General features: G+C 71.0%; 23 protein-coding genes and 1 pseudogene. 10 read left to right on the top strand and 14 right to left on the bottom strand.

The window, feature by feature from the left end:
* Positions 1-6: 6 nt before the first annotated feature.
* Positions 7-294, top strand: a complete 288-nt coding sequence (locus ACZ6RT_RS22425) for an Lrp/AsnC family transcriptional regulator (RefSeq protein WP_399193638.1) — start codon at positions 7-9, stop codon at positions 292-294.
* Positions 295-360: 66 nt separating this feature from the next.
* On the opposite strand, the pseudogene ACZ6RT_RS22420 reads toward ACZ6RT_RS22425, so the two are convergent.
* The 3 genes and pseudogenes from ACZ6RT_RS22420 to ACZ6RT_RS22410 form a co-directional block, all read right to left on the bottom strand.
* A pseudogene (locus tag ACZ6RT_RS22420) lies at positions 361-1,095 on the bottom strand (sensor histidine kinase); the annotation flags it as partial.
* A 113-nt stretch (positions 1,096-1,208) separates the two neighbouring features.
* A complete protein-coding gene (trpD, locus tag ACZ6RT_RS22415; RefSeq protein ID WP_470155790.1) occupies positions 1,209-2,276 on the bottom strand; it encodes an anthranilate phosphoribosyltransferase in 1,068 nt (355 codons plus the stop codon).
* Between the two features lie 33 nt (positions 2,277-2,309).
* Positions 2,310-2,708, bottom strand: a complete 399-nt coding sequence (locus ACZ6RT_RS22410) for a hypothetical protein (RefSeq protein ID WP_344896806.1) — start codon at positions 2,706-2,708, stop codon at positions 2,310-2,312.
* A gap of 202 nt (positions 2,709-2,910) precedes the next feature.
* On the opposite strand from ACZ6RT_RS22410, the gene ctaE reads away from it, so the two are divergent.
* From ctaE to qcrB, 4 genes are read left to right on the top strand one after another with little or no spacing between them, the layout of a single operon-like run.
* The gene (gene ctaE / locus ACZ6RT_RS22405) at positions 2,911-3,528 is read left to right on the top strand and encodes an aa3-type cytochrome oxidase subunit III (RefSeq protein WP_399193392.1); all 618 of its coding nucleotides are present in this window, start codon (positions 2,911-2,913) and stop codon (positions 3,526-3,528) included.
* Between the two features lie 16 nt (positions 3,529-3,544).
* Positions 3,545-4,360 (top strand): cytochrome bc1 complex diheme cytochrome c subunit, encoded by an 816-nt coding sequence (gene qcrC, locus ACZ6RT_RS22400; protein ID WP_470155788.1) that lies wholly within the window; start codon positions 3,545-3,547, stop codon positions 4,358-4,360.
* Entirely contained in the window at positions 4,357-5,472 is a 1,116-nt protein-coding gene (gene qcrA / locus ACZ6RT_RS22395; RefSeq protein WP_399193396.1) for a cytochrome bc1 complex Rieske iron-sulfur subunit, read from the top strand. Before qcrC ends, qcrA begins: the two co-directional genes overlap by 4 nt.
* Positions 5,469-7,130 carry a cytochrome bc1 complex cytochrome b subunit gene (gene qcrB, locus ACZ6RT_RS22390; RefSeq protein WP_470155787.1) on the top strand — a complete coding sequence of 554 codons (1,662 nt, stop codon included), beginning with the start codon at positions 5,469-5,471 and terminating at the stop codon, positions 7,128-7,130. Before qcrA ends, qcrB begins: the two co-directional genes overlap by 4 nt.
* Positions 7,131-7,347: 217 nt before the next feature.
* Here the strand turns inward: qcrB and ACZ6RT_RS22385 are convergent, their stop codons facing one another.
* From ACZ6RT_RS22385 to ctaC, 4 genes are all read right to left on the bottom strand, one after another.
* Positions 7,348-8,577 carry a L,D-transpeptidase gene (locus ACZ6RT_RS22385; RefSeq protein ID WP_399193400.1) on the bottom strand — a complete coding sequence of 410 codons (1,230 nt, stop codon included), beginning with the start codon at positions 8,575-8,577 and terminating at the stop codon, positions 7,348-7,350.
* A 155-nt stretch (positions 8,578-8,732) separates the two neighbouring features.
* Positions 8,733-9,128, bottom strand: coding sequence for a cytochrome c oxidase subunit 4 (locus ACZ6RT_RS22380; RefSeq protein ID WP_344896367.1), 396 nt, complete (start codon positions 9,126-9,128; stop codon positions 8,733-8,735).
* Complete coding sequence (gene ctaD / locus ACZ6RT_RS22375; protein WP_399193403.1) at positions 9,125-10,795, bottom strand: aa3-type cytochrome oxidase subunit I; 1,671 nt, start codon at positions 10,793-10,795, stop codon at positions 9,125-9,127. The genes ACZ6RT_RS22380 and ctaD overlap by 4 nt, the downstream gene beginning before the upstream one ends.
* The gene (gene ctaC / locus ACZ6RT_RS22370) at positions 10,792-11,541 is read right to left on the bottom strand and encodes an aa3-type cytochrome oxidase subunit II (RefSeq protein ID WP_470155783.1); all 750 of its coding nucleotides are present in this window, start codon (positions 11,539-11,541) and stop codon (positions 10,792-10,794) included. The genes ctaD and ctaC overlap by 4 nt, the downstream gene beginning before the upstream one ends.
* 218 nt (positions 11,542-11,759) lie before the next feature.
* Here ctaC and ACZ6RT_RS22365 point away from each other — a divergent pair, with 218 nt between their 5' ends.
* The 3 genes from ACZ6RT_RS22365 to ACZ6RT_RS22355 all read left to right on the top strand — a co-directional run bounded on the left by ACZ6RT_RS22365 (position 11,760) and on the right by ACZ6RT_RS22355 (position 13,675).
* Positions 11,760-12,896 carry a cysteine desulfurase family protein gene (locus tag ACZ6RT_RS22365; RefSeq protein ID WP_399193407.1) on the top strand — a complete coding sequence of 379 codons (1,137 nt, stop codon included), beginning with the start codon at positions 11,760-11,762 and terminating at the stop codon, positions 12,894-12,896.
* Positions 12,897-12,921: 25 nt separating this feature from the next.
* Positions 12,922-13,191, top strand: a complete 270-nt coding sequence (locus tag ACZ6RT_RS22360; protein ID WP_399193409.1) for a sulfurtransferase TusA family protein — start codon at positions 12,922-12,924, stop codon at positions 13,189-13,191.
* Positions 13,192-13,252: 61 nt separating this feature from the next.
* Entirely contained in the window at positions 13,253-13,675 is a 423-nt protein-coding gene (locus ACZ6RT_RS22355) for a CBS domain-containing protein (RefSeq protein WP_399193411.1), read from the top strand.
* A 293-nt stretch (positions 13,676-13,968) separates the two neighbouring features.
* Here the strand turns inward: ACZ6RT_RS22355 and ACZ6RT_RS22350 are convergent, their stop codons facing one another.
* Together ACZ6RT_RS22350 and ACZ6RT_RS22345 are read right to left on the bottom strand one after the other, a co-directional pair.
* Complete coding sequence (locus tag ACZ6RT_RS22350; RefSeq protein WP_399193413.1) at positions 13,969-14,955, bottom strand: carbohydrate kinase family protein; 987 nt, start codon at positions 14,953-14,955, stop codon at positions 13,969-13,971.
* A gap of 175 nt (positions 14,956-15,130) precedes the next feature.
* Positions 15,131-15,484, bottom strand: a complete 354-nt coding sequence (locus ACZ6RT_RS22345; RefSeq protein WP_030910261.1) for a HesB/IscA family protein — start codon at positions 15,482-15,484, stop codon at positions 15,131-15,133.
* 211 nt (positions 15,485-15,695) lie between these two features.
* Here ACZ6RT_RS22345 and nadA point away from each other — a divergent pair, with 211 nt between their 5' ends.
* Positions 15,696-16,850: a quinolinate synthase NadA gene (nadA, locus tag ACZ6RT_RS22340; RefSeq protein WP_399193415.1), complete on the top strand. Its 1,155-nt coding sequence runs from the start codon at positions 15,696-15,698 to the stop codon at positions 16,848-16,850.
* Between the two features lie 158 nt (positions 16,851-17,008).
* Here the strand turns inward: nadA and ACZ6RT_RS22335 are convergent, their stop codons facing one another.
* The 5 genes from ACZ6RT_RS22335 to ACZ6RT_RS22315 all read right to left on the bottom strand — a co-directional run bounded on the left by ACZ6RT_RS22335 (position 17,009) and on the right by ACZ6RT_RS22315 (position 23,239).
* On the bottom strand, positions 17,009-17,719 hold the full coding sequence (locus ACZ6RT_RS22335) for an SIMPL domain-containing protein (RefSeq protein ID WP_399193417.1): 711 nt from the start codon (positions 17,717-17,719) through the stop codon (positions 17,009-17,011).
* A gap of 270 nt (positions 17,720-17,989) precedes the next feature.
* Positions 17,990-18,742, bottom strand: coding sequence for a maleylpyruvate isomerase family mycothiol-dependent enzyme (locus tag ACZ6RT_RS22330; RefSeq protein WP_470155780.1), 753 nt, complete (start codon positions 18,740-18,742; stop codon positions 17,990-17,992).
* Between the two features lies 1 nt (position 18,743).
* Entirely contained in the window at positions 18,744-21,485 is a 2,742-nt protein-coding gene (locus ACZ6RT_RS22325; protein ID WP_470155779.1) for a serine/threonine protein kinase, read from the bottom strand.
* Positions 21,486-22,130: 645 nt separating this feature from the next.
* Complete coding sequence (pspAA, locus tag ACZ6RT_RS22320; RefSeq protein ID WP_344886739.1) at positions 22,131-22,409, bottom strand: PspA-associated protein PspAA; 279 nt, start codon at positions 22,407-22,409, stop codon at positions 22,131-22,133.
* Positions 22,406-23,239: a PspA/IM30 family protein gene (locus ACZ6RT_RS22315; RefSeq protein WP_470155778.1), complete on the bottom strand. Its 834-nt coding sequence runs from the start codon at positions 23,237-23,239 to the stop codon at positions 22,406-22,408. Before ACZ6RT_RS22315 ends, pspAA begins: the two co-directional genes overlap by 4 nt.
* Positions 23,240-23,383: 144 nt before the next feature.
* Between ACZ6RT_RS22315 and ACZ6RT_RS22310 the strand changes: the two genes are divergently transcribed.
* Positions 23,384-23,992, top strand: coding sequence for a DUF3043 domain-containing protein (locus ACZ6RT_RS22310; RefSeq protein WP_399193425.1), 609 nt, complete (start codon positions 23,384-23,386; stop codon positions 23,990-23,992).
* The last annotated feature ends 87 nt before the right edge of the window (positions 23,993-24,079 follow it).

Genomic DNA, 24,079 nt, shown 5'->3' with positions numbered 1-24,079 from the left:
AAGCTCGTGGTCACCGCGATCGTGCACATCAACGCCGAGGTGGACCGGATCCCCGAGGTCGCCCAGACGATCGCCGAGATCGACGGGGTGAGCGAGGTCTACTCGATAACCGGCGAGTACGACCTGATGGCCATGGTCCGGGTGAGCGCCTACGAGGAGATCGCCGAGGTGATCCCCGGGCGGATCAACAAGGTGGCCGGGGTGCTGCACACCGAGACGCACATCGCCTTCCGGGCCTACTCCCGGCACGACCTCGACGCCGCCTTCTCGATCGGCCTGGGCGAGTCCGACTAGCCCCCGCGCCCGCTCCCCCGGCTCGCCGGTGCGGCCGGGGTTCACCTCACCGGCGGTGGGCAGCCTGGCCCGTACCTCGAAGCCCCCGCCGCGCAGCACGCCGGCCTCCAGCGTCCCGCCGAACAGGACGGCGCGCTCGCGCATGCCGAGCAGGCCGGCCCCGGCGGCCCCCGGCGGGCCGGAGCGCCCGTCGTCGCGGACGGACACCTCCAACAGGCCCGGCCGCCAGCGCAGCGTGACGCGGGCCGAATCCGCCCCGGCGTGCCGCAGGGTGTTGGCGAGCGCCTCCTGGACGATGCGGTAGGCCACCAGCTCCAGGGCGAGCCCGACCTCGGCGGGGCGGCCGTCCTCGACCACCTCCACCCGCAGTCCCCTCGCCCTGATCCCGGCGAGCAGGTCGCCCAGGTCCGAAAGCCTGGGCTGGGGCGTCCTGCCGGTGGAGGGACCGTCGAGGTCCAGCAGGGACAGGGCACGCTGGAGCTCGACCAGCGCCTGGCGGCCGGACTCCTCGGCCACCCTGAGGGTCTCCCTGGCCCGTTCGGGATCCTTGCTCATGATCATCCGCCCGGCGCCCACGCCGAGCGTCATCATGCTGATCCCCTGCGCGACGATGTCGTGCAGCTCCCGGGCGATGCGCGCCCGGCGCTCGGCGAACCGGGCGCGGGCCAGCTCCCGCCGCCGGTCGGCGTCCCCGGCCTCCCAGGATCTCAGCCTGAGCAGCAGCAGCCTGCGCTCGCGCACCAGGACCGCGACGGCCAGGCAGAGACCCGGCGTCGCGCACGCCAGCAGGAGGGGGAGCATCTGCCCGATCAGGGAGTCGGCACGCCACATGGACGCAATCTAGAGCGCTCCCGGCGAGGGTCACATCCCCTCGTGGGCGGATCTGCGGTCCGTCCACGAGGGGAGGGCCGACGTCAGGAGCGCGGCCGGCTGACCTCGATCCAGCGCTCCAGGGTGGCGGCGGCGGCACCGGAGTCGACGGCCCGCACGGCGCGCTCGTACCCGGCGGCCATCGCGGCGTTCAGGTCCCCGGTGTCCCCGGTGTCCCGGGCGTCCGCGCCGGCGCCGTCGAGGGCGACCAGCGCGGCGGCGGCGTTCAGCAGCACGGCGTCGCGGACCGGGCCGGTGCGGCCGGCGAGGAGGTCGTGGACGGCCTGGGCGTTGAAGGCCACGTCCCCGCCGCGCAGCGCGTCCGGCTCTGCCCTGGGGATGTCCAGGACGGCCGGGTCGAACACGGTCCGCTCGGCCTGGCCGGCGCGTACCACCCAGACCGTGGAGGTCGTGGAGATGGTCAGCTCGTCCAGCCCGTCGTCGCCCCTGAAGACGAGCGCGGAGACGCCGCGCTCGGCGAACACGCCGGCCACCACGGGGAGCATGCGCTCGTCGAAGATGCCGACCGCCTGGGCGGCGGGCCTGGCCGGGTTGGTCATCGGGCCCAGGAAGTTGAAGACCGTGGGGATGCCCAGCTCCTTGCGGGGCGGGCCCGCGAAGCGCAGCGCCGGGTGGTAGACGGGCGCGAAGCAGAAGGCGATCCCGGCCTCCACCGCGACCCTGGCGGTCTCGGCCGGGGGCAGGTCGAGCATGATCCCCAGGTGCTCCAGGACGTCGGCGGCGCCGCAGGAGGAGGAGGCGGCCCGGTTGCCGTGCTTGACGACCCTGGCCCCGGCGGCGGCGGCCACGATCGCGGCCATGGTCGAGACGTTGACGGTGTGCGCCCGGTCTCCCCCGGTGCCGACGACGTCGACGACGGGGCCCTCGACCGACAGCGGCACGGCCCGCTCCAGCATGATGCGCGCCAGGCCGGCCACCTCGGCGACCGTCTCGCCCTTGGCCCGCAGCGCCACGGCGAAGCCGGCGATCTGGGCGGGGGTGGCCGAGCCGGACATGATCTGGTCCATCGCCCAGGCGGTCTCGTCGGCCGTCAGGTGCTCACCCGCGAGCAGGGCGGACAACAGCGCGGGCCAGGTGGTACGCGCGTCCATGAAGGTCTCCAGGGGGGTCTTCGCCGGGGTTCTCTACCGGGCGGGCAGGCGGGTGGACAGGCGGCGGCGCATCAGGTCGGCGACGGTCTCGGCGAGCACGACCGGGTCGATCGGGTGCCCCAGCACGGCCTCGGCGCGCGACCACTCGGCCAGCCAGCGGTCGGCGCTGCGGGCGATCAGCAGGCAGATCGGCGGGCAGTCGTGCACCTCGTCCTTGGCCTGGCGGGCCACGCCCATGCCCCCGGCCGGCTTGGCCTCGGCGTCGAGCACGGCGACGTCGATCTCACCGGAGTCGAAGTACTGGACGACCTTGGCGTGGGTGGCGCACTCCACGATCTCCACGAAGGGCACGTCGGCGGCGGGGCGGCGGCCGACGGCCTGGCGGACTCTCTCGCGGGTGCTCGCGTCGTCGCTGTAGACGAGGATCCTCATCGTCGTGTCGTCGGTGCTCACGGTCGCGCTCACTGTCCCTCGTCCGTCGATGTATGGTCACCTGGGATGCTACCGGTCTGCCGCCCCCGGCTCCCAGACCGGAGCCATTGCCGGGTGAATTGCCCTGTACGTCCACTTCGAGAGGGCGTATGCGCTCCCTATCGGGGGGGCGTGCGGCGACCCGAGCAGGAGAGCCGCAATAATGCTGCCCGTGGCGACAGCATCCGCAATCTCAACGACGACGACAGCACATTCGTCCCGCCGGCCCGATCTGGTCAGCGTGGGGACGATCGTCTGGCTGTCCTCCGAGCTCATGTTCTTCGCGGCGCTGTTCGCGATGTACTTCACCATCCGGTCGGTGACCATCGGCCAGGGGCAACCCTGGCCCGAGGCTCACCTGAACGTCCCGTTCTCCCTGGCCAACACGGTCATCCTGGTCCTGTCGAGTGTGACCTGCCAGCTGGGCGTGTGGGCTGCCGAGAAGGGCCAGGTCGCCAAGCTGCGCTTCTGGTACATCGTCAGCTTCCTGATGGGCGCCGTCTTCGTCGCCGGCCAGCTGTACGAGTACAGCGAGCTGGTCCACGAGGGGCACACGCTGTCGCACTCCGCGTACGACTCGGTGTTCTATCTGACCACGGGCTTCCACGGCCTGCACGTGACCGGTGGGCTGATCGCGTTCCTGCTCATGCTGGGACGCACGTACGCCGCGAAGCGCTTCACCCGTGAGCAGGCGACCAGCGCGATCGTCGTGTCCTACTACTGGCACTTCGTGGACGTGGTCTGGATCGGCCTTTTCGTGACCATCTACGGAATTCAATAAGGAATCGGGGATCTCTGTGAATAGGATCACCGCTGGGCGGCGGCATCCCCTCGCGAGATACGCCGTCCTGCTCCTGGCCCTGGGGCTGATCGGCGGGTTCTACACCGTCGCCCTGGCGGCCTCCACCCCCCGGCAGGCCGACGCGGCGATCGCGTCCGGCAGGGCCGACGACGTGGCCGAGGGCAAGAAGCTCTTCGAGCGCAGCTGCTCCAGCTGTCACGGACGCAACGCCGAGGGCACCGGCCAGGGGCCGACCCTGGTCGGCGTCGGCTCGGCCTCCGTCGACTTCCAGGTCGGCAGCGGGCGCATGCCCCTGGCCAACCCGTCGTCGCAGGCCCCGCGCAAGCCCGTGGCCCCCTGGGTCACCCGGGACACGCTGCGCCAGCTCGGCGCCTACATCCAGTCCCTGGGCGGTGGCCCGGTCACGCCGGACGACGACATGGTCGACGCCAGCAAGGGCGACGCGGTCAAGGGCGGTGAACTGTTCCGGGCGAACTGCATCCAGTGCCACAACTTCGTCGGCGCGGGCGGCGCCCTGACCCAGGGCAAGTACGCCCCGCCGCTGCACCAGGCCACCGAGCGGCAGATCTACGAGGCCATGGTCACCGGCCCGCAGGCGATGCCGGTGTTCAACGACAGCATCATCACCCCCGAGCAGAAGCGGGACATGATCGCCTACATCGTGGGCGTGCGCAACGAGCCCGACCCGGGCGGCGCCGGTCTCGGCCGCATCGGCCCGGTCACCGAGGGTCTGGTGGCCTGGATCGTCGGTCTGAGCCTGCTCTCCCTGGCCGCCATCTGGATCACCGCGAAGAGGCGACAGGCCAAATGACTGAGAACAACCACGGCACAGAACAGCCCGAGGAGCGCGCGCCCAAGCGCGTCATCGGCACCCCCTCGCCCGCGGCGAGCACCTCGATGCTCGGCACCGGACAGGCCGCCCGGCCCGCGGACGTCCAGGTCCCCGGGGTCGTCCCGCAGGACGAGGCGACCGCGAAGAAGGGCGAGCGTTACGCCGCCCTCTGCTTCGCCGTCGCCTTCCTGGCCGGGATCGCCTTCGTCGCGTCGTACGTGATCTTCCAGGTGGGCGACGTCGCGAAGACGCAGACCTCCAACTTCGCGCTGGGCGGCACGCTCACCCTGGCGCTGCTCGCGCTGGCCGCGGGCATGGTGACCTGGGTCCGCATGGTGATGCCGAAGTACAGCCTGGTCCAGGAACGCCACCCGATGGCCTCCGACCCCGCGACCAGGGCCTACGTCGGCGAGACCTTCATGCAGGGCGCGGCCGAGAGCGGGATCACCAAGCGCCCGCTGCTGCGGCGCACCCTGCTGGCCGCAGCCGCCCCGCTGGGCCTGGCCCCGCTGGTGCTGCTGCGCGACCTCGGCCCGACCTACAACGACTTCCCCGAGAAGCTGCGGCACACCGTCTGGGGAGAGAAGACCAAGGACGGCAAGCCCCGCAAGCTGCTCGTCGAGGGAAGCGGCTCGCCCATCCGGGCGGCCGACTTCAACTCCCCCGGCGGTATCCTGTCGGTGGTCCCCGAGGGCTACGAGCACGACCTGAACGCGCTGGCCAAGGCCACGCTGATCCTGATCAAGTTCCGTCCCGAGGAGCTCAGGTCCGGGACGAACCTGAACTGGACGCACGACGGGATCGTGGCCTACTCCAAGATCTGCACGCACGTCGGCTGCCCCGCGGCCCTGTACGAGCAGACCACCCACCACATCCTGTGCCCGTGCCACCAGTCGACCTTCGACGCCGCCGACGGCGCCAAGGTCATCTTCGGCCCGGCCGCCCGCCCTCTGCCCCAGCTGCCCATCGCCGTGGATAATGAGGGGTACCTCGTTGCTACGGCGGACTTCGCCGTCCCTGTCGGTCCCAGTTTCTGGGAGCGTGGCGACGCCGAGGCCGAGGCCCGTGAGAACGGAGCCAAACAAAAATGAGTGTCGAAAGCGTTCCCAAGCCCATCGCGGGCGCGGGTAACTTCGTCGACGACCGCCTCGGGGCGGGGAACTTCCTCCGGCGCAACCTTCGGAAGATCTTTCCCGACCACTGGTCGTTCCTCCTCGGTGAGATCGCTCTCTACTCCTTCATCATCCTCCTGCTGACCGGCACGTTCCTGACCCTGTTCTTCAAGCCGAGCATGGCCCACGTGGAGTACGCCGGCTCCTACGACGCGCTCCGCGGCGTCATGATGTCCGAGGCGTACGCGTCGTCGCTGTCGATCAGCTTCGACGTGCGCGGCGGACTGCTGATGCGCCAGATGCACCACTGGGCGGCGCTGCTGTTCATCGGCGGCATGATGATCCACGCGCTGCGGGTGTTCTTCACCGGCGCCTACCGCAAGCCCCGCGAGCTCAACTGGCTGATCGGCGTGCTGCTGCTGACGCTGGCGCTGGCCGAGGGCCTCACCGGCTACTCCCTGCCCGACGACCTGCTCTCCGGCGCGGGCCTGCGGATCACCGAGGGCGTGGCGATCTCGCTGCCGCTGGTCGGCACCTGGATCACCTTCTTCCTCTTCGGCGGCGAGTACCCGGGCGAGGACGTCATCTCCCGGTTCTACTCCCTGCACATCCTGCTGATCCCGGGCATCCTGCTGGCGCTGATCAGCGCCCACATGATCCTGATGTGGGTGCAGAAGCACACCCAGATGTCGGGCAAGGGCCGCACGAACGAGAACGTGGTGGGCTCCCCCTTCTACCCGGCCTTCATGATCAAGGCCGGCGCCTACTTCATGTTCACGTTCGGGGTCATCGCGCTGCTGGGCACCTTCGCCCAGATCAACCCGATCTGGCTGTTCGGTCCCTACACCCCGGCCGACATCTCGGCCGGTTCGCAGCCCGACTTCTACATGGGCTTCCTGGAGGGCTCGCTCCGCCTGATGCCCGCCTGGGAGATCAACCTCTTCGGTCAGGCCGGGGGAACGCTCGCGATGAGCGTGCTGATCCCCGCCCTGGTGCCGATGGGCATCATCATGACGGGCCTGGCGCTCTACCCGTTCATCGAACAGTGGGTCACCGGCGACCGGCGCGAGCACCACATCGCCGAGCGTCCCCGCAACAACCCGCACCGCACCTCGATCGGCATGGCCGCGGTCACCTTCTACGGTGTCCTGTGGCTGCTCGGCGCCAACGACGAGATCTCCGCGTTCTTCCAGGTCTCGCTGAACTGGACGACATACGTCGGACGCTTCCTGATCATCGCCGGGCCGGTGGTGGCGTACATCATCACCTACCGGGTCTGCCTGGGCCTGCAGCGCAGCGACGCGGAGATCCTCAGCCACGGCGTGGAGTCCGGCGTGATCAAGCGGCTCCCCCACGGCGAGTACGTCGAGGTGCACGTCCCGCCGCACGAGGCCATCGCGGCCCACATGCGCCGGGAGACCGTCCCGGTCATCACCGACGGGAACACCGGCCGCGACGGCATCCCGTCCAAGGGGATGCGCGGCCCGCTGGGCAGGCTCCGCGTCAAGATGAGCCAGGCCTACGGCGGCGAGAAGATCCCGCTGGAGGCAGGGCACGGAGACGGCCACGGCGACGACCACGGTCACGACGAGCACGCCGCGGTCGGCAAGGGCGAGGACAGGTCCCTGACCCGCTGACCGCACCACCTCGAGAGCCTCAGGGCCTCCGGGAGCACTGACGGGAGACCCCCAGGGGCTCTCAGGGGCACCCAGGGGCTCTCAGGGGCCACGGCCGCACGTGAGGGGGCCCGGACACCGACACGGTGTCCGGGCCCCCTTCTCGTGCGCCTGGGGCCCGCCGCGGGCCTCGCACGCTCTCGTACGGACCTCGCACGGGCCTCGCGGATCGCAGGGGTCAGACGTCGTCGGTGGTGAAGTGCTTGAGGCTGCTCCACTTCAGCCACTGGCGCCAGCTCTCCTGCCAGTGCCCCCAGCCGTTGGTGGGCTCCAGGACGCGGGGCGAGCCGGTGATGATGATCGGGTCCCCGATCAGCGTGTTGTCCAGGAACCACTTGGCGTTGGACGGGCTGACGTTGACGCAGCCGTGGCTGACGTTGGAGTACCCCTGGGAGCCGACCGACCAGGGCGCGCTGTGGATGTACTCGCCGCTGTTGGAGATGCGCACGGTGTCGTAGACGGTCAGCCGGTAGTACCCGGGCGAGCCCGGCCCGATCCCCGGCGAGGTCATGACGGTCACGTTCTCCCGGGACATGGCCAGGTGCACGCCGCTGGTCGTGTGGTACTTCCACACGCCCCCCTTGCCGGCGCTCATCGGGATCTCCCGGACGACCCTGCCGTCGCGCCGCACGGTGAGGTGGTGGGACAGCACGCTGCCCCGGGTGATCTGCGAGCGGCCGATCCTGAAGTCGACGGTGCGGCCGGCCGCGCCGTACAGGCCGGCGCCGCCGCGCACCCCGGCGAGGCGGGCCTGCACGCGGACCCTGGTGCCGGCCGGCCAGAACCTCTTGGGGCGGAAGTGCACGTTGCGGTCGTCGAACCAGTGCCACGCGCCCAGCACGGGCCGGGAGGTCTTCACCGACAGGTGGCGCTCGATCGAGACCCGGTCGGAGACGTCCCGGTCGAAGGTGATCATGATCGGCATGCCGACGCCGACGGTCAGGCCGGTGTCGTCCTTGTTCGGGGTGATGTTCTGGATCGCGAACGTCTCCCGCGCCTTCACGGTCGAGAACGAGGAGGTGGTCCGGGTGGCGGTGCCCGCCGGGTTGACGGCCGTCGCCTGGACCTCGTAGGAGGCCCCTGGAGCCGCCGTGCCGCGGCTGCGCCACTGGGTACCGTCGGCGCTCAGAACGCCCGCCAGCGGCTTCTTGGAGCCCTTCACGGCCCTGACGGCGACCTGGGTCAGCGTGCCGCCCTGGGCTGCGACCACGATCGGCGCGTCGGTGGGCACGCCGGTCGCCCCGTTCAGGGGCGCCACGGTGACCAGGGCCGCCGCCGCGGCGGGCGAGGAGGCCGGTGCGGATCCGCCCGGCGTGGCGGTGCTCGTCGAGCAGGAGGCGGTCACCAGGGCGAGGGCCAGCAGTCCGGCCCCGGCCCCCCGGCTCGAACCGCGGATAGCGTGCCCCACATGAACTCCCCTGTCCGGATCGAACCACTGATTCAGTTATTACCCGGAGTAGGCGGTCCGCCACGGAAGACATCCACCGCGAGCACCCAATAAACGACAAAAAGCGGGCCACGGAGGATTTCCGTGGCCCGCCTCGTGGCGCGGGTGCCGGGACGTCAGTGCGAGAAGTTGCCCCGGTAGTACTCGAAGACGAACCCGATGGTGGCCATCAGGACCGCGAAGACGCCGATCAGGAACAGCCACCAGCCGATGACCAGGCCGACCGCGGTGAGCGCGACCGCCAGGCAGACGAACAGCGGCCACCAGCTGTGCGGGCTGAAGAAGCCGAGCTCTCCGGCGCCGTCGGCGATCTCGCCCTGCTTGTCGTCCTCGGGCTGCTCGCCGATGCGGCGGGCCGTGTACATCAGGTAGTAGCCGATCATGAACGCGAAGCCCACCGAGATGGCCATCGCGGTCGTGCCGACCGGCTCCTTGGACCAGTACCAGTAGACGACGTCCACGGCGGCGAAGAACACGCCGCAGAGGATGAACAGCCAGCCCTGGACCTTCATCGGGCCTCCTCCTTCTCCAGCTCACCGGGGGTCTGGGCGTACGGGCGCTTGAGGTCGAACGCGGGACGCTCGGACCTGATACGGGGCAGGGAGGTGAAGTTGTGCCGGGGCGGCGGGCAGGAGGTCGCCCACTCCAGGGAGTTGCCGTACCCCCACGGGTCGTCCACCGTGACCCGCGGCGCGGTCTTGGCGGTCTTCCACACGTTGTACATGAACGGCAGCGTGGAGGCGCCCAGCAGGAACGCGCCCACCGACGAGACCATGTTCAGGTCGGTGAAGCCGTCGATCGGGCTGTAGTCGGCGTAGCGGCGCGGGAAGCCCTGCGCGCCCAGCCAGTGCTGGACCAGGAAGGTGGTGTGGAAGCCGATGAACAGCGTCCAGAAGTGGACCTTGCCCAGCCGGTCGTTCAGCATCGTGCCGGTGAACTTGGGCCACCAGAAGTAGAACCCGGCGAACATGGCGAACACCACGGTGCCGAAGACCACGTAGTGGAAGTGGGCGACCACGAAGTAGGAGTCGGCCACCTGGAAGTCCAGCGGCGGGGAGGCCAGGATGACGCCGGTCAGGCCGCCGAACAGGAACGTCACCAGGAAGCCGATCGCGAACAGCATCGGCGACTCGAACGACAGGTGGCCGCGCCACATGGTGCCGATCCAGTTGAAGAACTTCACCCCGGTGGGCACCGCGATGAGGAACGTCATGAACGAGAAGAACGGCAGCAGCACCTGGCCGGTGGCGAACATGTGGTGCGCCCACACCGTGATCGACAGGCCCGCGATGGCGATGGTGGCGCCGACCAGGCTGATGTAGCCGAACAGCGGCTTACGGCTGAAGACCGGGATGACCTCGGTGATGATGCCGAAGAACGGCAGCGCGATGATGTAGACCTCGGGGTGGCCGAAGAACCAGAACAGGTGCTGCCACAGCAGCGCGCCGCCGCTCTGGGGGTGGAAGATCTGCGTGCCGAGCTTGCGGTCGGCCTCCAGCGCCAGCAGCGCGGCGGCCAGCACCGGAAAGGCCATCAGCACCAGGATCGAGGTGAGCAGGATGTTCCAGGTGAACATCGGCATCCGGAACATGGTCATTCCGGGCGCGCGCATGCAGATGATCGTGGTGATGAAGTTCACCGAGCCGAGGATCGTGCCCAGACCGCTGATGGTCAGTCCGACGATCCACAGGTCGGCGCCGATGCCGGGAGAGAAGATCGCGTCCGACAGCGGGGCGTAGGCGGTCCAGCCGAAGCTGGCCGCGCCGCCCGGGGTGATGAACCCCGCCAGCGCGATCGTGCTGCCGAAGGCGAAGAGCCAGTAGCTGACCATGTTCAGCCGCGGGAAGGCGACGTCGGGGGCGCCGATCTGCAGCGGCATCAGCTCGTTGGCGAACCCCGCGAACAGCGGGGTCGCGAACATCAGCAGCATGATCGTGCCGTGCATGGTGAACAGCTGGTTGAACTGCTCGTTGCTGATCATCTGGAGACCCGGCTGCGCCAGCTCCGCCCTCATGACCAGCGCCATCACGCCGCCGATCAGGAAGAAGACGAACGACGTGATCAGGTAGAGGTGTCCGATGATCTTGTGATCGGTGGACGACGCCCACTTGGTGATCACCAGGCCCTTGCGGGTCGGCGTCGCCGGGGAGAGGACGAGGGGATTGTTGACTGCTGTCACTGGGCACCGGCCTGGCTAGCGATGTACTGGTCGAACTCGGCCGCGGGCACGAGCTTCACCGAGAAGAGCATCCGGCTGTGGTCCACACCGCACAGCTCGGCGCAGCGCCCGGCGTAGACGCCGGGCTTGTCCAGCGTCCGCACCTCGAACCTGTTGTCCACGCCCGGGATCACGTCCAGCTTGAAGTGGAACGCCGGGATCCAGAAGGAGTGGATGACGTCGGGCGAGCTGAGCAGGAACTTCACGCTCTTGCCGACCGGCAGCACGAGCTGCGGGCCCTTCATGTAGTTCTCCGCCGGCATGCCGGCCACCTGGACGGTCTTGCCGCCCGACTCGGTGGTGAAGCGCCAGCTCCACTGGAAGCCCTCCACCCTGACCGTGACGTCAGACTTGGGGGACATGGTGGTGATGTAGTTCTGGTCCCTGGCGGTGAAGAAGAAGAACACGCCGACCATGATGATCGGGATCACCGTGTAGAGGATCTCGATCGGCAGGTTGTACCGCACCTGGGGGGGCAGTTCGTCGGCGGAGTTCTTCCTCTTGCGGTGGAAGGCGACGGACCACAGGATCAGCCCCCACACGACCACGCCGGTGCCGAGGGCCGCGATCCACGAGCCGTTCCACAGGCTCTGGACGGCGTTGGACTGCTCGGTGATGCCCTCGGGCAGGCCGGCTCGGGACCAGTCTTCGGCACTGCACGCCGTCAGGGAAACCAGCGGCAGCGCCAGAGCGGCGGCGCGTGGCACCCGGCGGCGGGCCAACGGACGCCGTGCAGAACGGCGGGTCGGACTCACGGATCGCCTACCCCACAGATGAAGCCCAGGAGTCGCTCCTGGGAGATCGTTTGTTCACGTTCAGGTTTTCGTAGTCAGCAGCTTCACGCTGGGGGACACATTAGCGCGACCATGGGCCGCCCTCCCGCCCAGCCCCCGCCCGCACCGCGCGTGGTGCGACGATTGGGGGCGTGGCGTACTTCGACGCGGCCTCCACGGAGCCGCTGCACCCCCAGGCCCGCGAGGCCCTGATCGCGGCCCTGGACGTCGGCTGGGCCGATCCCGCGAGACTGTACGGTTCGGCCCGCCGGGCCAGAATGTTACTGGAACAGGCCAGGACCGAGGTGGCCGAGGCCCTGGGCGCCAGGCCGGACGAGGTCTCGTTCACCTCCTCGGGGACCCAGGCGGTGCACCTGGGCGTGCTCGGCACCCTGCACGGGCGGCGCCGGGCCGGGAGGCGCCTGGTGACCTCGGCGGTGGAGCACTCCAGCGTGCTGCACGCCGCGGGCATCCACGAGCGCGACGGCGGGGCGGTCGAGACGGTCGGCGTCGGCATCACCGGCGCGGTCGAGGCGGGCGCGTTCGCCGAGGCGGCCGCTGCCGAGGGCACGGCGCTGGCCTGCCTGCAGAGCGCCAACCACGAGGTCGGCACCCTGCAGCCGGTGGCCGAGGTCGCCGAGGCGTGCGCCGGGGCGGGGGTGCCGCTGCTGGTGGACGCGGCCCAGACCGCGGGCCGGATGCCGCTGCCCGGCGGGTGGTCGGTGCTGGCCGCGAGCGCCCACAAGTGGGGCGGCCCGGCCGGGGTGGGGATCCTGGTGGTCCGCAAGGGCACCCGCTGGCGCAGCCCGCTGCCCGACGACGACCGCGAGCGCCGCAGGGTCCCGGGGTTCGAGAACGTCCCGGCGATCGTCGCGGCGGCGGCGGCGCTGCGCGCCACCGTGGCCGAGTCGGCCATCGAGTCGGCCAGGATCGCCGCGCTCGTGGACCGGATCAGGACCGAGGTCGCCCGGACGGTCCCGGACGTCGAGGTGATCGGCGACCCGGTGGCGCGGGCACCGCACATCGTCACGTTCTCGTGTCTCTACGTGGAGGGTGAGGCACTGCTGACCGAACTCGACAGGGCCGGATTCTCGGTATCGTCCGGTAGCTCGTGCACGGCGAGTACGCTTCGTCCGTCGCATGTTTTGGAGGCCATGGGCGTGCTCACGCACGGGAACGTACGGGTGTCGCTGCCCCGAGGCGCCTCGGCGACGGATGTCGACCGCTTCCTGTCCGTCCTGCCGGACGCGGTGCGCAGGATCCGTGAGGAGGCGGGGGTAAAGCTGTGATCAACTTTCGGGGAGTGAGAAGATCATGACGTCCAGCCAGGCCACCCCGGCGGATTCCGCCCAGCCTCCGGCCCTGACGATCGACGCGTTGGGCAAGAAGTGCCCGATCCCCATCATCATGCTGGCCGAGCAGATCAACCTCGTGCCGCTCAACGGGATCGTCTCGGTGCTGGCCGACGATCCCGCCGCCTTCAACGACATCCCCGCGTGGTGCCGGCTGAAGTCGCACCGGCACGTGGCCAGCTACGAGCTCCCCCAGCGGGGCTGGGCCATCCACGTGCGGCGTAATTACTGATCTGCCCTTAAATCGGGTATGTCCCCTCCGTAAGTCCGACCAGAGGAATCGGGGGGACGACATGAGCGGTGAGACCGCCAGAGATCTGATGCACGCCGGGGTCCGGTGCGTCGAGGCACACGAGACGCTCGACCGGGCGGCGCAGATGATGCGCGACATGAACGTGGGCGCGCTGCCCATCTGCGGCAGCGACGACCGGCTGAAGGGGATCATCACCGACCGCGACATCGTGGTCAAGTGCGTGGCCCACGGCCAGGACCCGTCCAAGATCACCGCCGGGGAGCTGGCCACCGGCCTGGTCTGGGTCTCCGCGGACGCCGACGTCGCCGAGGCGCTGGACAAGATGGAGCAGAACCAGATACGGCGGCTGCCGGTGATCGAGAACGGCCGCATCATCGGCATGATCAGCGAGGCCGACCTGGCCAGGCACCTGCCGGACGACAAGATGGCCGAGTTCGTCCACCGCGTCTACGCGGGCACCTGACACCCGGCCCGCGCGGACGGCCCGGACCGGGCGCGCGGACGACCGGAAACGAACGGCCGGAGCCCGCCGCGCCCGGCCCTGCGGCGCGAGGGCGCGGCGGGCCGGGCGCGGTGACGCGGCGACGGAGCCTGGTTCCGGTACGGGCGCCGGTTCGCGCACGAGTACCGGTTCCCGCACGGGTGGTCACCGGCAGGGGCGACGGTCTCGGGCGCACGGGTGACGGTCTCCGGTACCGGGGGCGGTTCCGGCACGGGTGGCGGCCCCGGGCGCCGGAGGCGGCGGGACACGCCGGGTCAGGCGTAGTGGCAGTTCAGGAAGCCCGACACGTCCGAGGCGGCGTCGGCGCCGTAGGCGTCGGCGAGGCGCTCCAGGAAGACCTTCCGGCCGAGCTCGTACTCCTGGCCCCCGACGCGCTCCAGGACGTGGGTGGCGACGAGGTTGCCGACCTGGCCGCAGCGCTCCAGGGACAGTCCCCAGGCCAGGGCGGACAGGAAGCCGGAACGGAAGGCGTCGCCCACCCCGGTGGGGTCGGCCTTGCCGAGCTCGGGCGCGGCGGGGACGTGCAGGGACGGCTCGCCCTTGCGGTCGATGACGACGCCCTTGGGGCCGAGCGTGGTGACGCGGACGGCGACCCGGTCGAGGATCTCCGCGTCGCTCCAGCCGGTCTTCTGCTCGATCATGCCCTTCTCGTAGTCGTTGCCGAACAGGTAGGCGGCGCCGTCGACGAGCTGGCGGATCTGGTCCCCGGGCATCCGGGCGAGCTGCTGGGAGGGGTCGGCCGCGAACGGGATCCCCCGCTGGCGCGCCTCGTCGGTGTGCCTGAGCATGCCCTCGGGGTCGTTGGGGCTGACCAGCACCAGGTCCAGGCCGCCGAGCCGGTCGACGATGGGGCCCAGCTCGATCAGGCGGGCCTCGGCCATCGCGCCGGTGTAGAACGAGGCGATCTGGTTGTGGTCCTGGTCGGTGGTGCACAGGAACCGGGCGGTGTGGTGGATCTCGGAGACGTGCACGGAGTCACAGTCGACGCCGTGGCGCTCCAGCCAGGAGCGGTAGTCGGCGAAGTCCGCGCCGACCGCGCCGACCAGGACGGGCCGCAGCCCCAGGCAGCCCATGCCGAAGGCGATGTTGGCCGCGCAGCCGCCACGGCGGATCTGCAGGTCGTCCACCAGGAACGACAGGGACACCCGGTCGAGCTGCTCGGCGATGAGCTGGTCGCCGAAGCGCCCGGGGAAGGTCATCAGGTGGTCGGTCGCGATGGAGCCGGTGACGGCGATGCGCACGGGGTTGTTCTCCTCGTTGTCGGCATCTGGAAACAGGGGCGTCGAGCCTCGCAAGAATACGCGACAGCGCGGGCGCGCGAAGGCCCCGCGGGGTGACGGATGTCATCCCGCGGGGCCTTCGCGGTCTCGTCCTACGGGACGAGCCGCCCCGTCCGGACCGGCCGTGCGCGCCCGGTCAGTTGAACGAGTCGCCGCAGGCGCACGAGCCCGTGGCGTTGGGGTTGTCGATCGTGAAGCCCTGCTTCTCGATCGTGTCGACGAAGTCGACGGTGGCACCCACCAGGTAGGGCGCGCTCATCCGGTCGGTGACCACGCTCACGCCGTCGAAGTCGGAGACGACGTCGCCGTCCATCGAACGGTCGTCGAAGAAGAGCTGGTAGCGCAGGCCGGAACAGCCACCGGGCTGCACGGCCACGCGCAGCTGGAGTCCCTCCTCGCCCTGCTGCTCCAGCAGGCTCTTGACCTTCGCGGCGGCCGCGGAACTGAGGATCAGGCCCTGCGCCGTGGTCTCGCTGCTCTCAACCGACATGTGGTGACTCCCGCGTCTGCGTCAGCCGCTCCCCGGGAACGGCTGTCTGTGTATGACGTCCTTCTCAGACGCTACCAACACCCGTCCCGGTGCACACATTCCTGAAAGGCCGCGAACTCCTCGCCCGGATCCGGGACCCCCTCCCGGCGAACGGCGCCTCCGGGACGTGTGTCATCATTAGTCGTCACTTCGACGATAAGGGGGTGTGGCCGTGACGACCACCGAGACCGGGCTTCCGCTCTTCGTCCTCGGCAGGGGTGTCGACCCACACAGCGAGCGCGGCGTCGACTGTCCCGGCGAGCTGCCGTCCGCGTCCGACCCGGCGCTGGTGGAGCGCGCCCGGCGGGCCAAGGCGGCGCTCGGCGAGCGGGTCTTCGTCCTGGGCCACCACTACCAGCGCGACGAGGTCATCCGGTTCGCCGACGTGACCGGCGACTCGTTCAAGCTCGCCCGGGAGGCCGCGGCCCGGCCGGACGCCGAGTACATCGTCTTCTGCGGCGTGCACTTCATGGCCGAGTCCGCCGACATCCTCACCTCCGCCTCGCAGAAGGTCGTGCTGCCCGACCTGGCGGCCGGGTGCTCGATGGCCGACATGGCCACCTTCGACCAGGTCGAGGAGTGCTGGGAGGTGCTCCAGGACGCCGGGATCGCGGACGTCACCGTCCCGGTCACCTACATGAACTCCAGCGCCGACATCAAGGCGTTCTGCGGGCGCAACGGCGGCGCCGTCTGCACCTCCTCCAACGCCAGGCGAGCCCTGGAGTGGGCCTTCCAGCGTGGTGAGAAGGTGCTCTTCCTGCCCGACCAGCACCTGGGCCGCAACACCGCGGTGCTGGAGATGGGCCTCGGCCTGGACGACTGCGTGGTCTACGACCCGCACCGGCCGGGCGGCGGCCTGACCCCCGAACGGCTGGCCGCGGCCACGGTGATCCTGTGGAAGGGGCACTGCTCGGTGCACGGCCGCTTCAGCGCCCAGTGCGTGGACGACGTGCGCGCCCGCATCCCCGGGGTCAACGTGCTGGTCCACCCCGAGTGCAGGCACGAGGTGGTCACCAAGGCCGACCACGTCGGCTCGACCGAGTACATCATCAAGAAGATCGAACAGGCTCCGGCCGGGTCCTCCTGGGCGGTGGGCACCGAGCTGAACCTGGTCAAGCGGCTCGGCGCCATGTTCCCCGACAAGAACGTGACGTTCCTGGACCGGACCGTCTGCTACTGCTCGACGATGAACCGGATCGACCTGCCGCACCTGGTGTGGGCGCTGGAGTCGCTCGCCGCCGGCCAGGTCGTCAACCAGATCACCGTGGACGACGACACCGCCCGCTGGGCCGGGGTCGCGCTGGACCGGATGCTGGCCCTGCCCTGACCCCTGCCCTGACCCCTCCCCCGGCCGCGACCACGGCCGGAGCGGGGAGCGGGGACGGGCCCCGGCGGGTGGTCGACCCGCCGGGGCCCGCCGGGTGCCGGGGACCTGTCGCGTACCCGGGTTCGGGGGGCGATGGGGGGACACCGCCTGGGCGGGGCCTACTCCAGCTCGTACACCACCCTGACGCTCACCGACACGTCGCGGCGGCCGGGGCTGATCGAGGCCTTGTCCGCGATCCCGGCGGCGCCGTAGACCGGTGTCGGCGGGGTGAAGCTCTGCTCGCTGATCTCCAGGGGGATGCCGAGCCGGCGCCCGGCGAGCTTGGCGTACTGCACGGCACGGGCCCTGGCGTCCCTGAAGGCGACCTCGCGCGCCGCCCTGAGCGGCACGCGGTTGTCCGACACCTCGAACGACACGCCGTCCAGCCGGACCGCCTCACCGGCCGCTACCGCGGCGTCGACCACGTCGTCCGCGGTGTCGATGTTCCTGACCACGGCCTCGACGCCCTGCGCGGCCCGGTAGCCGGAGATCGTGGGATATTCCTTGTACTCGGGCCCCAGGGAGAGCTCGTCGGTCCTGAGGTCCTTGGCCGCGACCCCGGCCGCGAGCAGTGCCCGCGTCAGCGCCGCGGCGGCGGTGCGGGCGGCGGTGAAGGCCTCGCCCGCGGTGGGACGGCGCACCTCCACACCGGTGTCCAGGCGCATGACGTCGGGAGTGACCGACATCACGCCCTCCCCCGTCACGGTGATCTGGGGACGGTCCACCCCGACGGCCGCCGTGGCGGGCTCGGAGTCGGCGAGCGCGGTGCCGCCGAACAGCCCGGCGGAGACGAGGGCGGCCGAGACCACCGCCTGTGACATCTTGATCATAAGGTCATGGCATCACGGGGCCCCGGCCGTGGCTGCCCGCCCGCCGCCGGGCCTGTCGTGTCTTGGCCGAATCCCGGTACGGACGTTTACCCGCACCCGGCCGGGCTGGGGCGGGTGCGGGTGGGTCGGGATGGGTCCGGGTGGGTCCGGGTGGTTTCCGGAGGGGACGAGAACAGCTGCCCGGGTGATCGACGCGTCTCGGTACCCGGGACGGCCGGTGCCCCGCGATGCCCGAGCGGGTCGGCGCGTCGCGACGTCCGGGACGGGAGGTCAGATCCGGGTGAGCTCGCGCCACCGGGCCAGCAGCGCGGTGTCGCCCTCGACGACGTGGTCGCCGGCGTCGCACCGTCCCCACAGCACCTGGAGCAGGTCGGCCGAGGTGGCTGCGCGGACGGTCACGTCCCCCGCCCGTACCTCCCGCCGGTGGTGGAAGCGGTCGGGATCGAGGGTGATCACCCACCCCGCTCCGGTGCCGGCCTGCAGGGAGATCGTCTCGCCCGTGCCCCTGAGCTCCTTCACACCCGGCTGCCAGCGCACGTACGGCAGCACCTCCAGGAACTCCTGCACCCCGTCGGCGGCCACGTCCTCGTCGACGGAGACCGGGACGCCCAGCGCGAGCTCGGCGTCCATCCGGTGCACCACGGTCTCGTGCAGCGTCCGCCTCGACCAGAACCGCACCCGCCGGTCCCCGCCCCAGGCCCACATCGGCGTCTCGGCCTCTCGGGAGAGCAGGGCCTCGGGCAGCAGGACGGCCCCCTCGCCGAGCCAGGCCGGGTAGTCGCCCACGTCGGCGGGCAGGCCCGGGTCCACGTCGGCGACGTTGCGGCCCCGCTGGGCCAGCTCGCGTACCAGCGTGGCCGCCCAGCGGTGCACGGCGCCGACGTGGACGGCGAGTTCCGCCAGATTCCAGCCGGGGCAGGTCGGCACCGGAACCGACAGGTCCCGGCCCTTGAGGACTTCGGCCATGCGGGTGATCTCCGTGCCGACGGCCCGGGCGTGCTCCTCGTGGGTCCACTCGCGCATGTCAGTCCTCCCGGGTGAAGCGCATGAACTGCTTCTCGTACTCCTTGGCGTCGGTGCTGGTGACCAGGACCCTCCGGACCTGTCCCGTGAAGTCGAACACCACCGCCTCGTAGCCGGAGCCCTTGCGCCGCCAGCCCGCGATGTGCTCGTCGTCGTACCAGCCGATCAGCCGTTCGGTCGGGAACGGGACGCGGACCTTCGGCGGGCCGTCCGCCGTCGTCGACCAGACGCAGATCTCCTTCTTGGTCCCCTTGCAGTAGGTCAGCAGCGACGAGCCGGACGGCGAGGTGTCGTCGCCCTCCACGGTGATCGGGGCGCCCACGTCCAGCAGGGTCTGCAGCACGGTGCCCCCGAGGTCGTAGAAGCGGATGCGCTGGGTCTTGCCGTCCAGCGCCCAGGTGCCGACGGCGCGGCCGTCGCCCCGCCAGAAGTAGCTCCACCTGCCCGCGTCCTTCTCCCTGACCCGGACGATCCTCGCCTTTCTGGTGTTCACGTCGATGATCGCGAAGCCGTACGCCTTGCTGGTGTCGCCGACGGCCTCGTACAGCGTCACCAGGCCGCGCCTGCCGTCCGGAGACCACTGCGGCAGCGTCGGGTAGACCGGGGCCTTGGTGATCCTGATCCTGCTCGCCGCACCGGTGCGGTGGTTCACCACCGAGACGATCGAGTAGCTCTGCGCGTCGTACATCCGGTCGGTGCCCAGCGCCTGGGTGCCCGTGGCGTTGACCGTGTACTGGAAGTACGTGTCGTTCTTGACGAACCGGCCGTTCCCGGCCTGGCGGACGTAGAGGTTCTTGTCCCACTCCAGGCTGTACGAGCTCAGCCTGATCGGGTCCTGGTCGCTCTCGTGGAGGGTGAGCGCGCTGCCGGGAAGCCTGATCGTGCTGGTGGCGCGCGGCAGCTCGGAGCGGCTGGGCGCCGGGGTGGAGGCCGCGGTGCTCGCCCCCGGTGTACCGCCCGTCCGGACGGTGCCCGTCCCGCCGGTACCGGTGTCGGGGCGCGTCGCCAGCACGACGCCCCCGGCGACCAGGGCCGTGGCCAGCAGGGCGCCACCGATCACGAGCCCCACCTTCCGGCCTCCGGCGGGCGCCCCCTGCCCCGGGTACGAGGGGTGGGAAGGGGCTCCGGGGCCGTTCTGGTACGCCCGGTGCGGCTGCCGCGGGTCCGGCGGGTGCCCTCCCTGGCCCGGGTACCCGCCGGGGCCGGGGTGCCCCTGCTGCCAGGGCCTTCCGTGCGGGTCGGGGTGCTGCGCGTGTCCGGCCGAGCCGTGGGGGTCGGAGGTCTGCGGGTACCCGATCGAGCCGTGGGGGTTGAAGTTCTGCGCGTGCCCGGCCGAGCCGTGGGGGTCGGAGGTCTGCGGGTACCCGGCCGGTCCGGGGCCTCCCGGGTAGCCGCGCGGATCGGAGACCTGCGGCGGTCCGGGCCGCTGCGCGTACGCCTGCGGCCCGGAAAAACCCGGGTGGCCGTACGGGCCGGGGTCGTGCGGCAGGCCGGGACCGCGCTGGGGCCCGGGGTCGTACGCGAGGCCGGGCTGCCGGTCGTGAGCCTGCGGCCCGGACCGTCCCGGACGGCCGCGAGGGTCGGAGACCTGCGGGGGGCCGGGCTGCGGGTACCCGACCGGCCCGGAGTGCTGCGGACGGCCCCGGGGGTCGGAGCCGCGCGGGTCCTGGACGGGGAGCCCCCCGCCGGGACCGCTCTGCCAGGCGAGCGCCTGCCGGTCCTGGTGCCCGCTCTGGTGGGCCCACTGGTCCTGCCGGACGTGGTCGTCGCCCGCGGGACGGGTCCACCCGGGGCCGGACCCGTCCCCCGCCGGGTGCCGATCGGGTCCGAGGCCGGGGCCTGAGCCGGGGCCGGTCTGCTGGGCCGCGGCTGCGGACCCCTCGGCGAGGATGCCGCGGGGCGCGGTGGGCGCCACGGTACCGGCCGGGCCGCCCGCGTGGCCGAGCAGCCGCAGCAGCGCCTCGCCCGCCGTGGGCCGCTGGGCCGCGTCCTTGGACAGGCACTGCCCGACCAGGTCGCGCAGGGCCGGGTCGGCGATCGCCGACAGGTCCGGCTCCATGTTCATGATCCGGTTGAAGATCGCCGGAAGGCTGTCGGTGCCGAACGGCGGCTGCCCGGTGGCGGCGAAGACCATCGTGCAGCCCCAGGCGAACATGTCCGCGGGAGATCCCGCGTTCTCCCCGGCCAGTTGCTCGGGGGTCATGTACGAGGGGGTGCCGATCGCCATCGCGGTCAGCGTGGAGGTGCGGTCGAGGGCCTTGGCGATGCCGAAGTCGATCACCCGGGGGCCGTCCGGGGCCAGCAGCACGTTGGACGGCTTGAAGTCGCGGTGCACGATCCCGGCCTGGTGGATGGCGACCAGCGCGGTGACCGTGCCGATGGCCAGGCGGTGCAGCGCGGCGCCCTCGCGCGGGCCCTCGCCGTTCACCACCGCGTCCAGGGTCGGGCCGTCGACGTACTCGCTGACGATGTACGGGCGGTGCGCCTCGACTCCGGTGTCGATCACCGCGGCGGTGCAGAACGGCGCGACCCGGCGGGTCGTGCTGACCTCGCGGACGAAGCGCTCCATCGCCTCCTCGTCCTGCGCCAGGTCGGCGCGGAGCAGCTTGACCGCGACCCGCACCCCGGCCGGGGACTCGCCCAGGAAGACCGTTCCCTGACCACCCTCGCCGAGACGCGCGGTGAGCCGGTACTCCCGCACCTGCTCGGGATCCCCGGGCCGCAAGGACGCGAGGTCCGCCATGGTCACACCCTTCTCCCGTACGCGCTTTCCGGGTCCCATTGTGGGGGCAAAGGGTCACAGGACGTACATCAAACCGCAAGCCGGACGGGCCATGATGGCGCGTTCCACGGGGTTTCCGGGCACGGCCCGGACGAGGCCCGAGGGTGGGTGGAGCGGGAGGAGAACCGGGTCCCGTCACGGGGCCGGACGAGCCGCGCGGCGTACCGGCGGCCGAGGACGGTGAAGGGGTACAGCGGCCTCGTGAAGCGGCACGCAGCGGCACACGGGGGGACACGGGGCAACGCACCGGCGTCACATCGGCGCGGCATCGGCGCGGCATCGGGGCTGAGCCGGGGGGCCGTACCGGCGGCGTCCGGGCGACGCGGTGACCCCGTGGTGCGGTGACCCCGTGGTCACGCGGACCACGGGGTTCTCGCGGGCGCGGCCGCGCGGGACCGGGGGACACGGTGGGCGCGGCGGGCGCGCGGGCACGCCGGGGGCGGTGATCGGCGGCGATCGGCGGCACATGACGGCCCGGACAGCCGGCCCGGACGCCCGGCGCGGTCGTCACGGCCACGACGACCACGGGAGCGGTCCGAGCGGGAAGACGGTCACCGTCCGGCCGGGCCCCGGCCCAGGGGACCGGGCCCGTGCCACGGGGCCGAGCTAGCCCGGGATCAGCCCCTCGTTGCCGAGCATCTCCCGCACTTCCTCCATGGAGGCGTCGGCCGGCGGGAGGATCAGTTCCGAGGACTCCAGGCTGTCGTCGGGCAGGGCCTTGCCGACGTGGCGGACCCTGTCGAGCAGGGCGTGCAGCCGCGTGCGGAAGGCCTCCTCCTCGCCGGCCTCGATGGCGGCCTCCAGCTCGGCGTCCAGCGTGTTGAGCACGTCGAGGTCGGCCGCGGAGATGTCGATCTGGCCTTCCCCCATGATGCGGACGATCACTGGCCCTCCCCCGGCTGACGCAGCTGCTGGGTCTGGTTGTCCTGCTGCTGCGGGTACTGCTGGGACTGGGGCTGCTGCTGGGGCTGCTGCTGACCCGGACCGGAGGTGATCGCCCCCTGCGGGCCGGTGCCCTGGCCGAGCTCGGCCTTCATCCGTGCGATCTCCAGCTCCACGTCGTGCCCGCCGCCCATGCGGTCGAGCTCGGCCTGGATGTCGTCGCCGCGCTGGCCGCTGAAGTCGTCGAGCGCGCCGCTGGCCAGCAGCTCGTCGATGGCGCCCGCGCGGGCCTGCATGGAGGCCGTCTTGTCCTCGGCGCGCTGGATCGCCAGGCCGACGTCGCCCATCTCCTCGGAGATGCCGGAGAACGCCTCGTTGATCCGCGTCTGCGCCTCGGCCGCGGTGTAGGTCGCCTTGATCGTCTCCTTCCTGGTACGGAAGGAGTCGACCTTGGCCTGCAGCCGGTGGGAGGCCGTGGTGAGCTTCTCCTCCTCGGCCTGCAGGTTGTCGTGCTGCACACGAAGGTCGGCGATCTGGGTCTGCAGGCTGCCACGACGGGTCAGCGCCTCACGGGCGAGGTCCTCACGGCCGACCCCCAGCGCCTTGCGGCCCTGCTCCTCGAGCTTGCGCGACTGCGCCTCGATCTGGTTGATCTGAAGCTCCACGCGCTTGCGCGAGGTGGCGACGTCCGCCACACCGCGGCGCACCTTCTGCAACAACTCCAGCTGGCGCTGATATGAGTAGTCCAGGGTCTCGCGAGGATCTTCCATCTTGTCCAACGCGTTGTTCGCCTTGGACCTGAAGATCAGCGAAAGTCTCTTCATCACGCTCATGCGCGTCGGCCGTCCCCTTCTTCAAGTGCGCTTCGGGCCACCCAGTGATCCCGGCCCCCGAAAAGCACCGGAGCCACCATAGGGTTCACCCTACGCATAACGCGCGGGGGCGTCACTAAGTTGCAGTCCCGGTAGGCTGGCCTTGTGTTCCGACGTACCCAGACCACCGCGGACGACTCCCCCGCCTCCGCCAACGATCCTAAGCCTGCGGGCAAGGGGCGTCCCACACCCAAGCGACGGGACGCCGAAGGTCGTCGCCGGCAGCCGGTGAACGCCCCGCAGAACCGCAAAGAGGCCTACCGGCAGCTTCGCGAGCGCCAGGCGAACGACCGCGTCAAGGCCCGCGAGGGCATGCTCCGCGGCGACGAGCGCTACTTCCCCGCGCGCGACAAGGGGCCCGCCAGGAAGTTCGCGCGTGACTGGGTCGACTCCCGGCGCATCGTGAGCCAGTACTTCCTGCCGTTCTCCATCCTGATCCTGCTGCTGACCTGGATCCCCTTCCCGGTGAGCGTGCGGGGGTACATCTACGTCGCGGTGATCACGATCGGCTGGCCGCTCATGATGATCGGCGTGCTGCTCACCTCGATCTGGGTGTCGTGGAAGGTGAAGAAGCTCGCCGCGGAGAAGTTCCCGGACGAGAACCTCAAGGGGGTCGGCTTCTACGCGGCCATGCGCGCCCTGCAGATCCGCAAGCTGCGCTTCCCGCCCCCGGCCGTGCTGCCGGGCGGCAGGCCCGTCCCGCCGAAGAACTGACGGCCGCGCCCGCGGACGGCACGCCGAGCCGGTCTTCGAGCCCCGCCCCCGTTCCCGGGGGCGGGGTTCTTCGCGTCCGGGGCTCTC

It is taken from the genome of Streptosporangium sp. NPDC050148 (genome assembly GCF_055586505.1).
The sequence above is the reverse complement of the archived record's forward strand: the minus strand, read 5'-3'. Positions and strand labels throughout refer to the sequence as shown.

What these genes read in the sequence shown, in the direction of transcription:
- trpD (WP_470155790.1), bottom strand. Translation starts at nt 2,276, where the DNA reads ATGGACGCGCGTACCACCTGGCCCGCGCTGTTGTCCGCCCTGCTCGCG.
- ACZ6RT_RS22410 (WP_344896806.1), bottom strand. Translation starts at nt 2,708, where the DNA reads ATGAGGATCCTCGTCTACAGCGACGACGCGAGCACCCGCGAGAGAGTC.
- ctaE (WP_399193392.1), top strand. Translation starts at nt 2,911, where the DNA reads ATGCTGCCCGTGGCGACAGCATCCGCAATCTCAACGACGACGACAGCA.
- qcrA (WP_399193396.1), top strand. Translation starts at nt 4,357, where the DNA reads ATGACTGAGAACAACCACGGCACAGAACAGCCCGAGGAGCGCGCGCCC.
- qcrB (WP_470155787.1), top strand. Translation starts at nt 5,469, where the DNA reads ATGAGTGTCGAAAGCGTTCCCAAGCCCATCGCGGGCGCGGGTAACTTC.
- ACZ6RT_RS22380 (WP_344896367.1), bottom strand. Translation starts at nt 9,128, where the DNA reads ATGAAGGTCCAGGGCTGGCTGTTCATCCTCTGCGGCGTGTTCTTCGCC.
- ACZ6RT_RS22360 (WP_399193409.1), top strand. Translation starts at nt 12,922, where the DNA reads ATGACGTCCAGCCAGGCCACCCCGGCGGATTCCGCCCAGCCTCCGGCC.
- ACZ6RT_RS22355 (WP_399193411.1), top strand. Translation starts at nt 13,253, where the DNA reads ATGAGCGGTGAGACCGCCAGAGATCTGATGCACGCCGGGGTCCGGTGC.
- ACZ6RT_RS22345 (WP_030910261.1), bottom strand. Translation starts at nt 15,484, where the DNA reads ATGTCGGTTGAGAGCAGCGAGACCACGGCGCAGGGCCTGATCCTCAGT.
- ACZ6RT_RS22335 (WP_399193417.1), bottom strand. Translation starts at nt 17,719, where the DNA reads ATGATCAAGATGTCACAGGCGGTGGTCTCGGCCGCCCTCGTCTCCGCC.
- ACZ6RT_RS22330 (WP_470155780.1), bottom strand. Translation starts at nt 18,742, where the DNA reads ATGCGCGAGTGGACCCACGAGGAGCACGCCCGGGCCGTCGGCACGGAG.
- ACZ6RT_RS22325 (WP_470155779.1), bottom strand. Translation starts at nt 21,485, where the DNA reads ATGGCGGACCTCGCGTCCTTGCGGCCCGGGGATCCCGAGCAGGTGCGG.
- ACZ6RT_RS22315 (WP_470155778.1), bottom strand. Translation starts at nt 23,239, where the DNA reads ATGAGCGTGATGAAGAGACTTTCGCTGATCTTCAGGTCCAAGGCGAAC.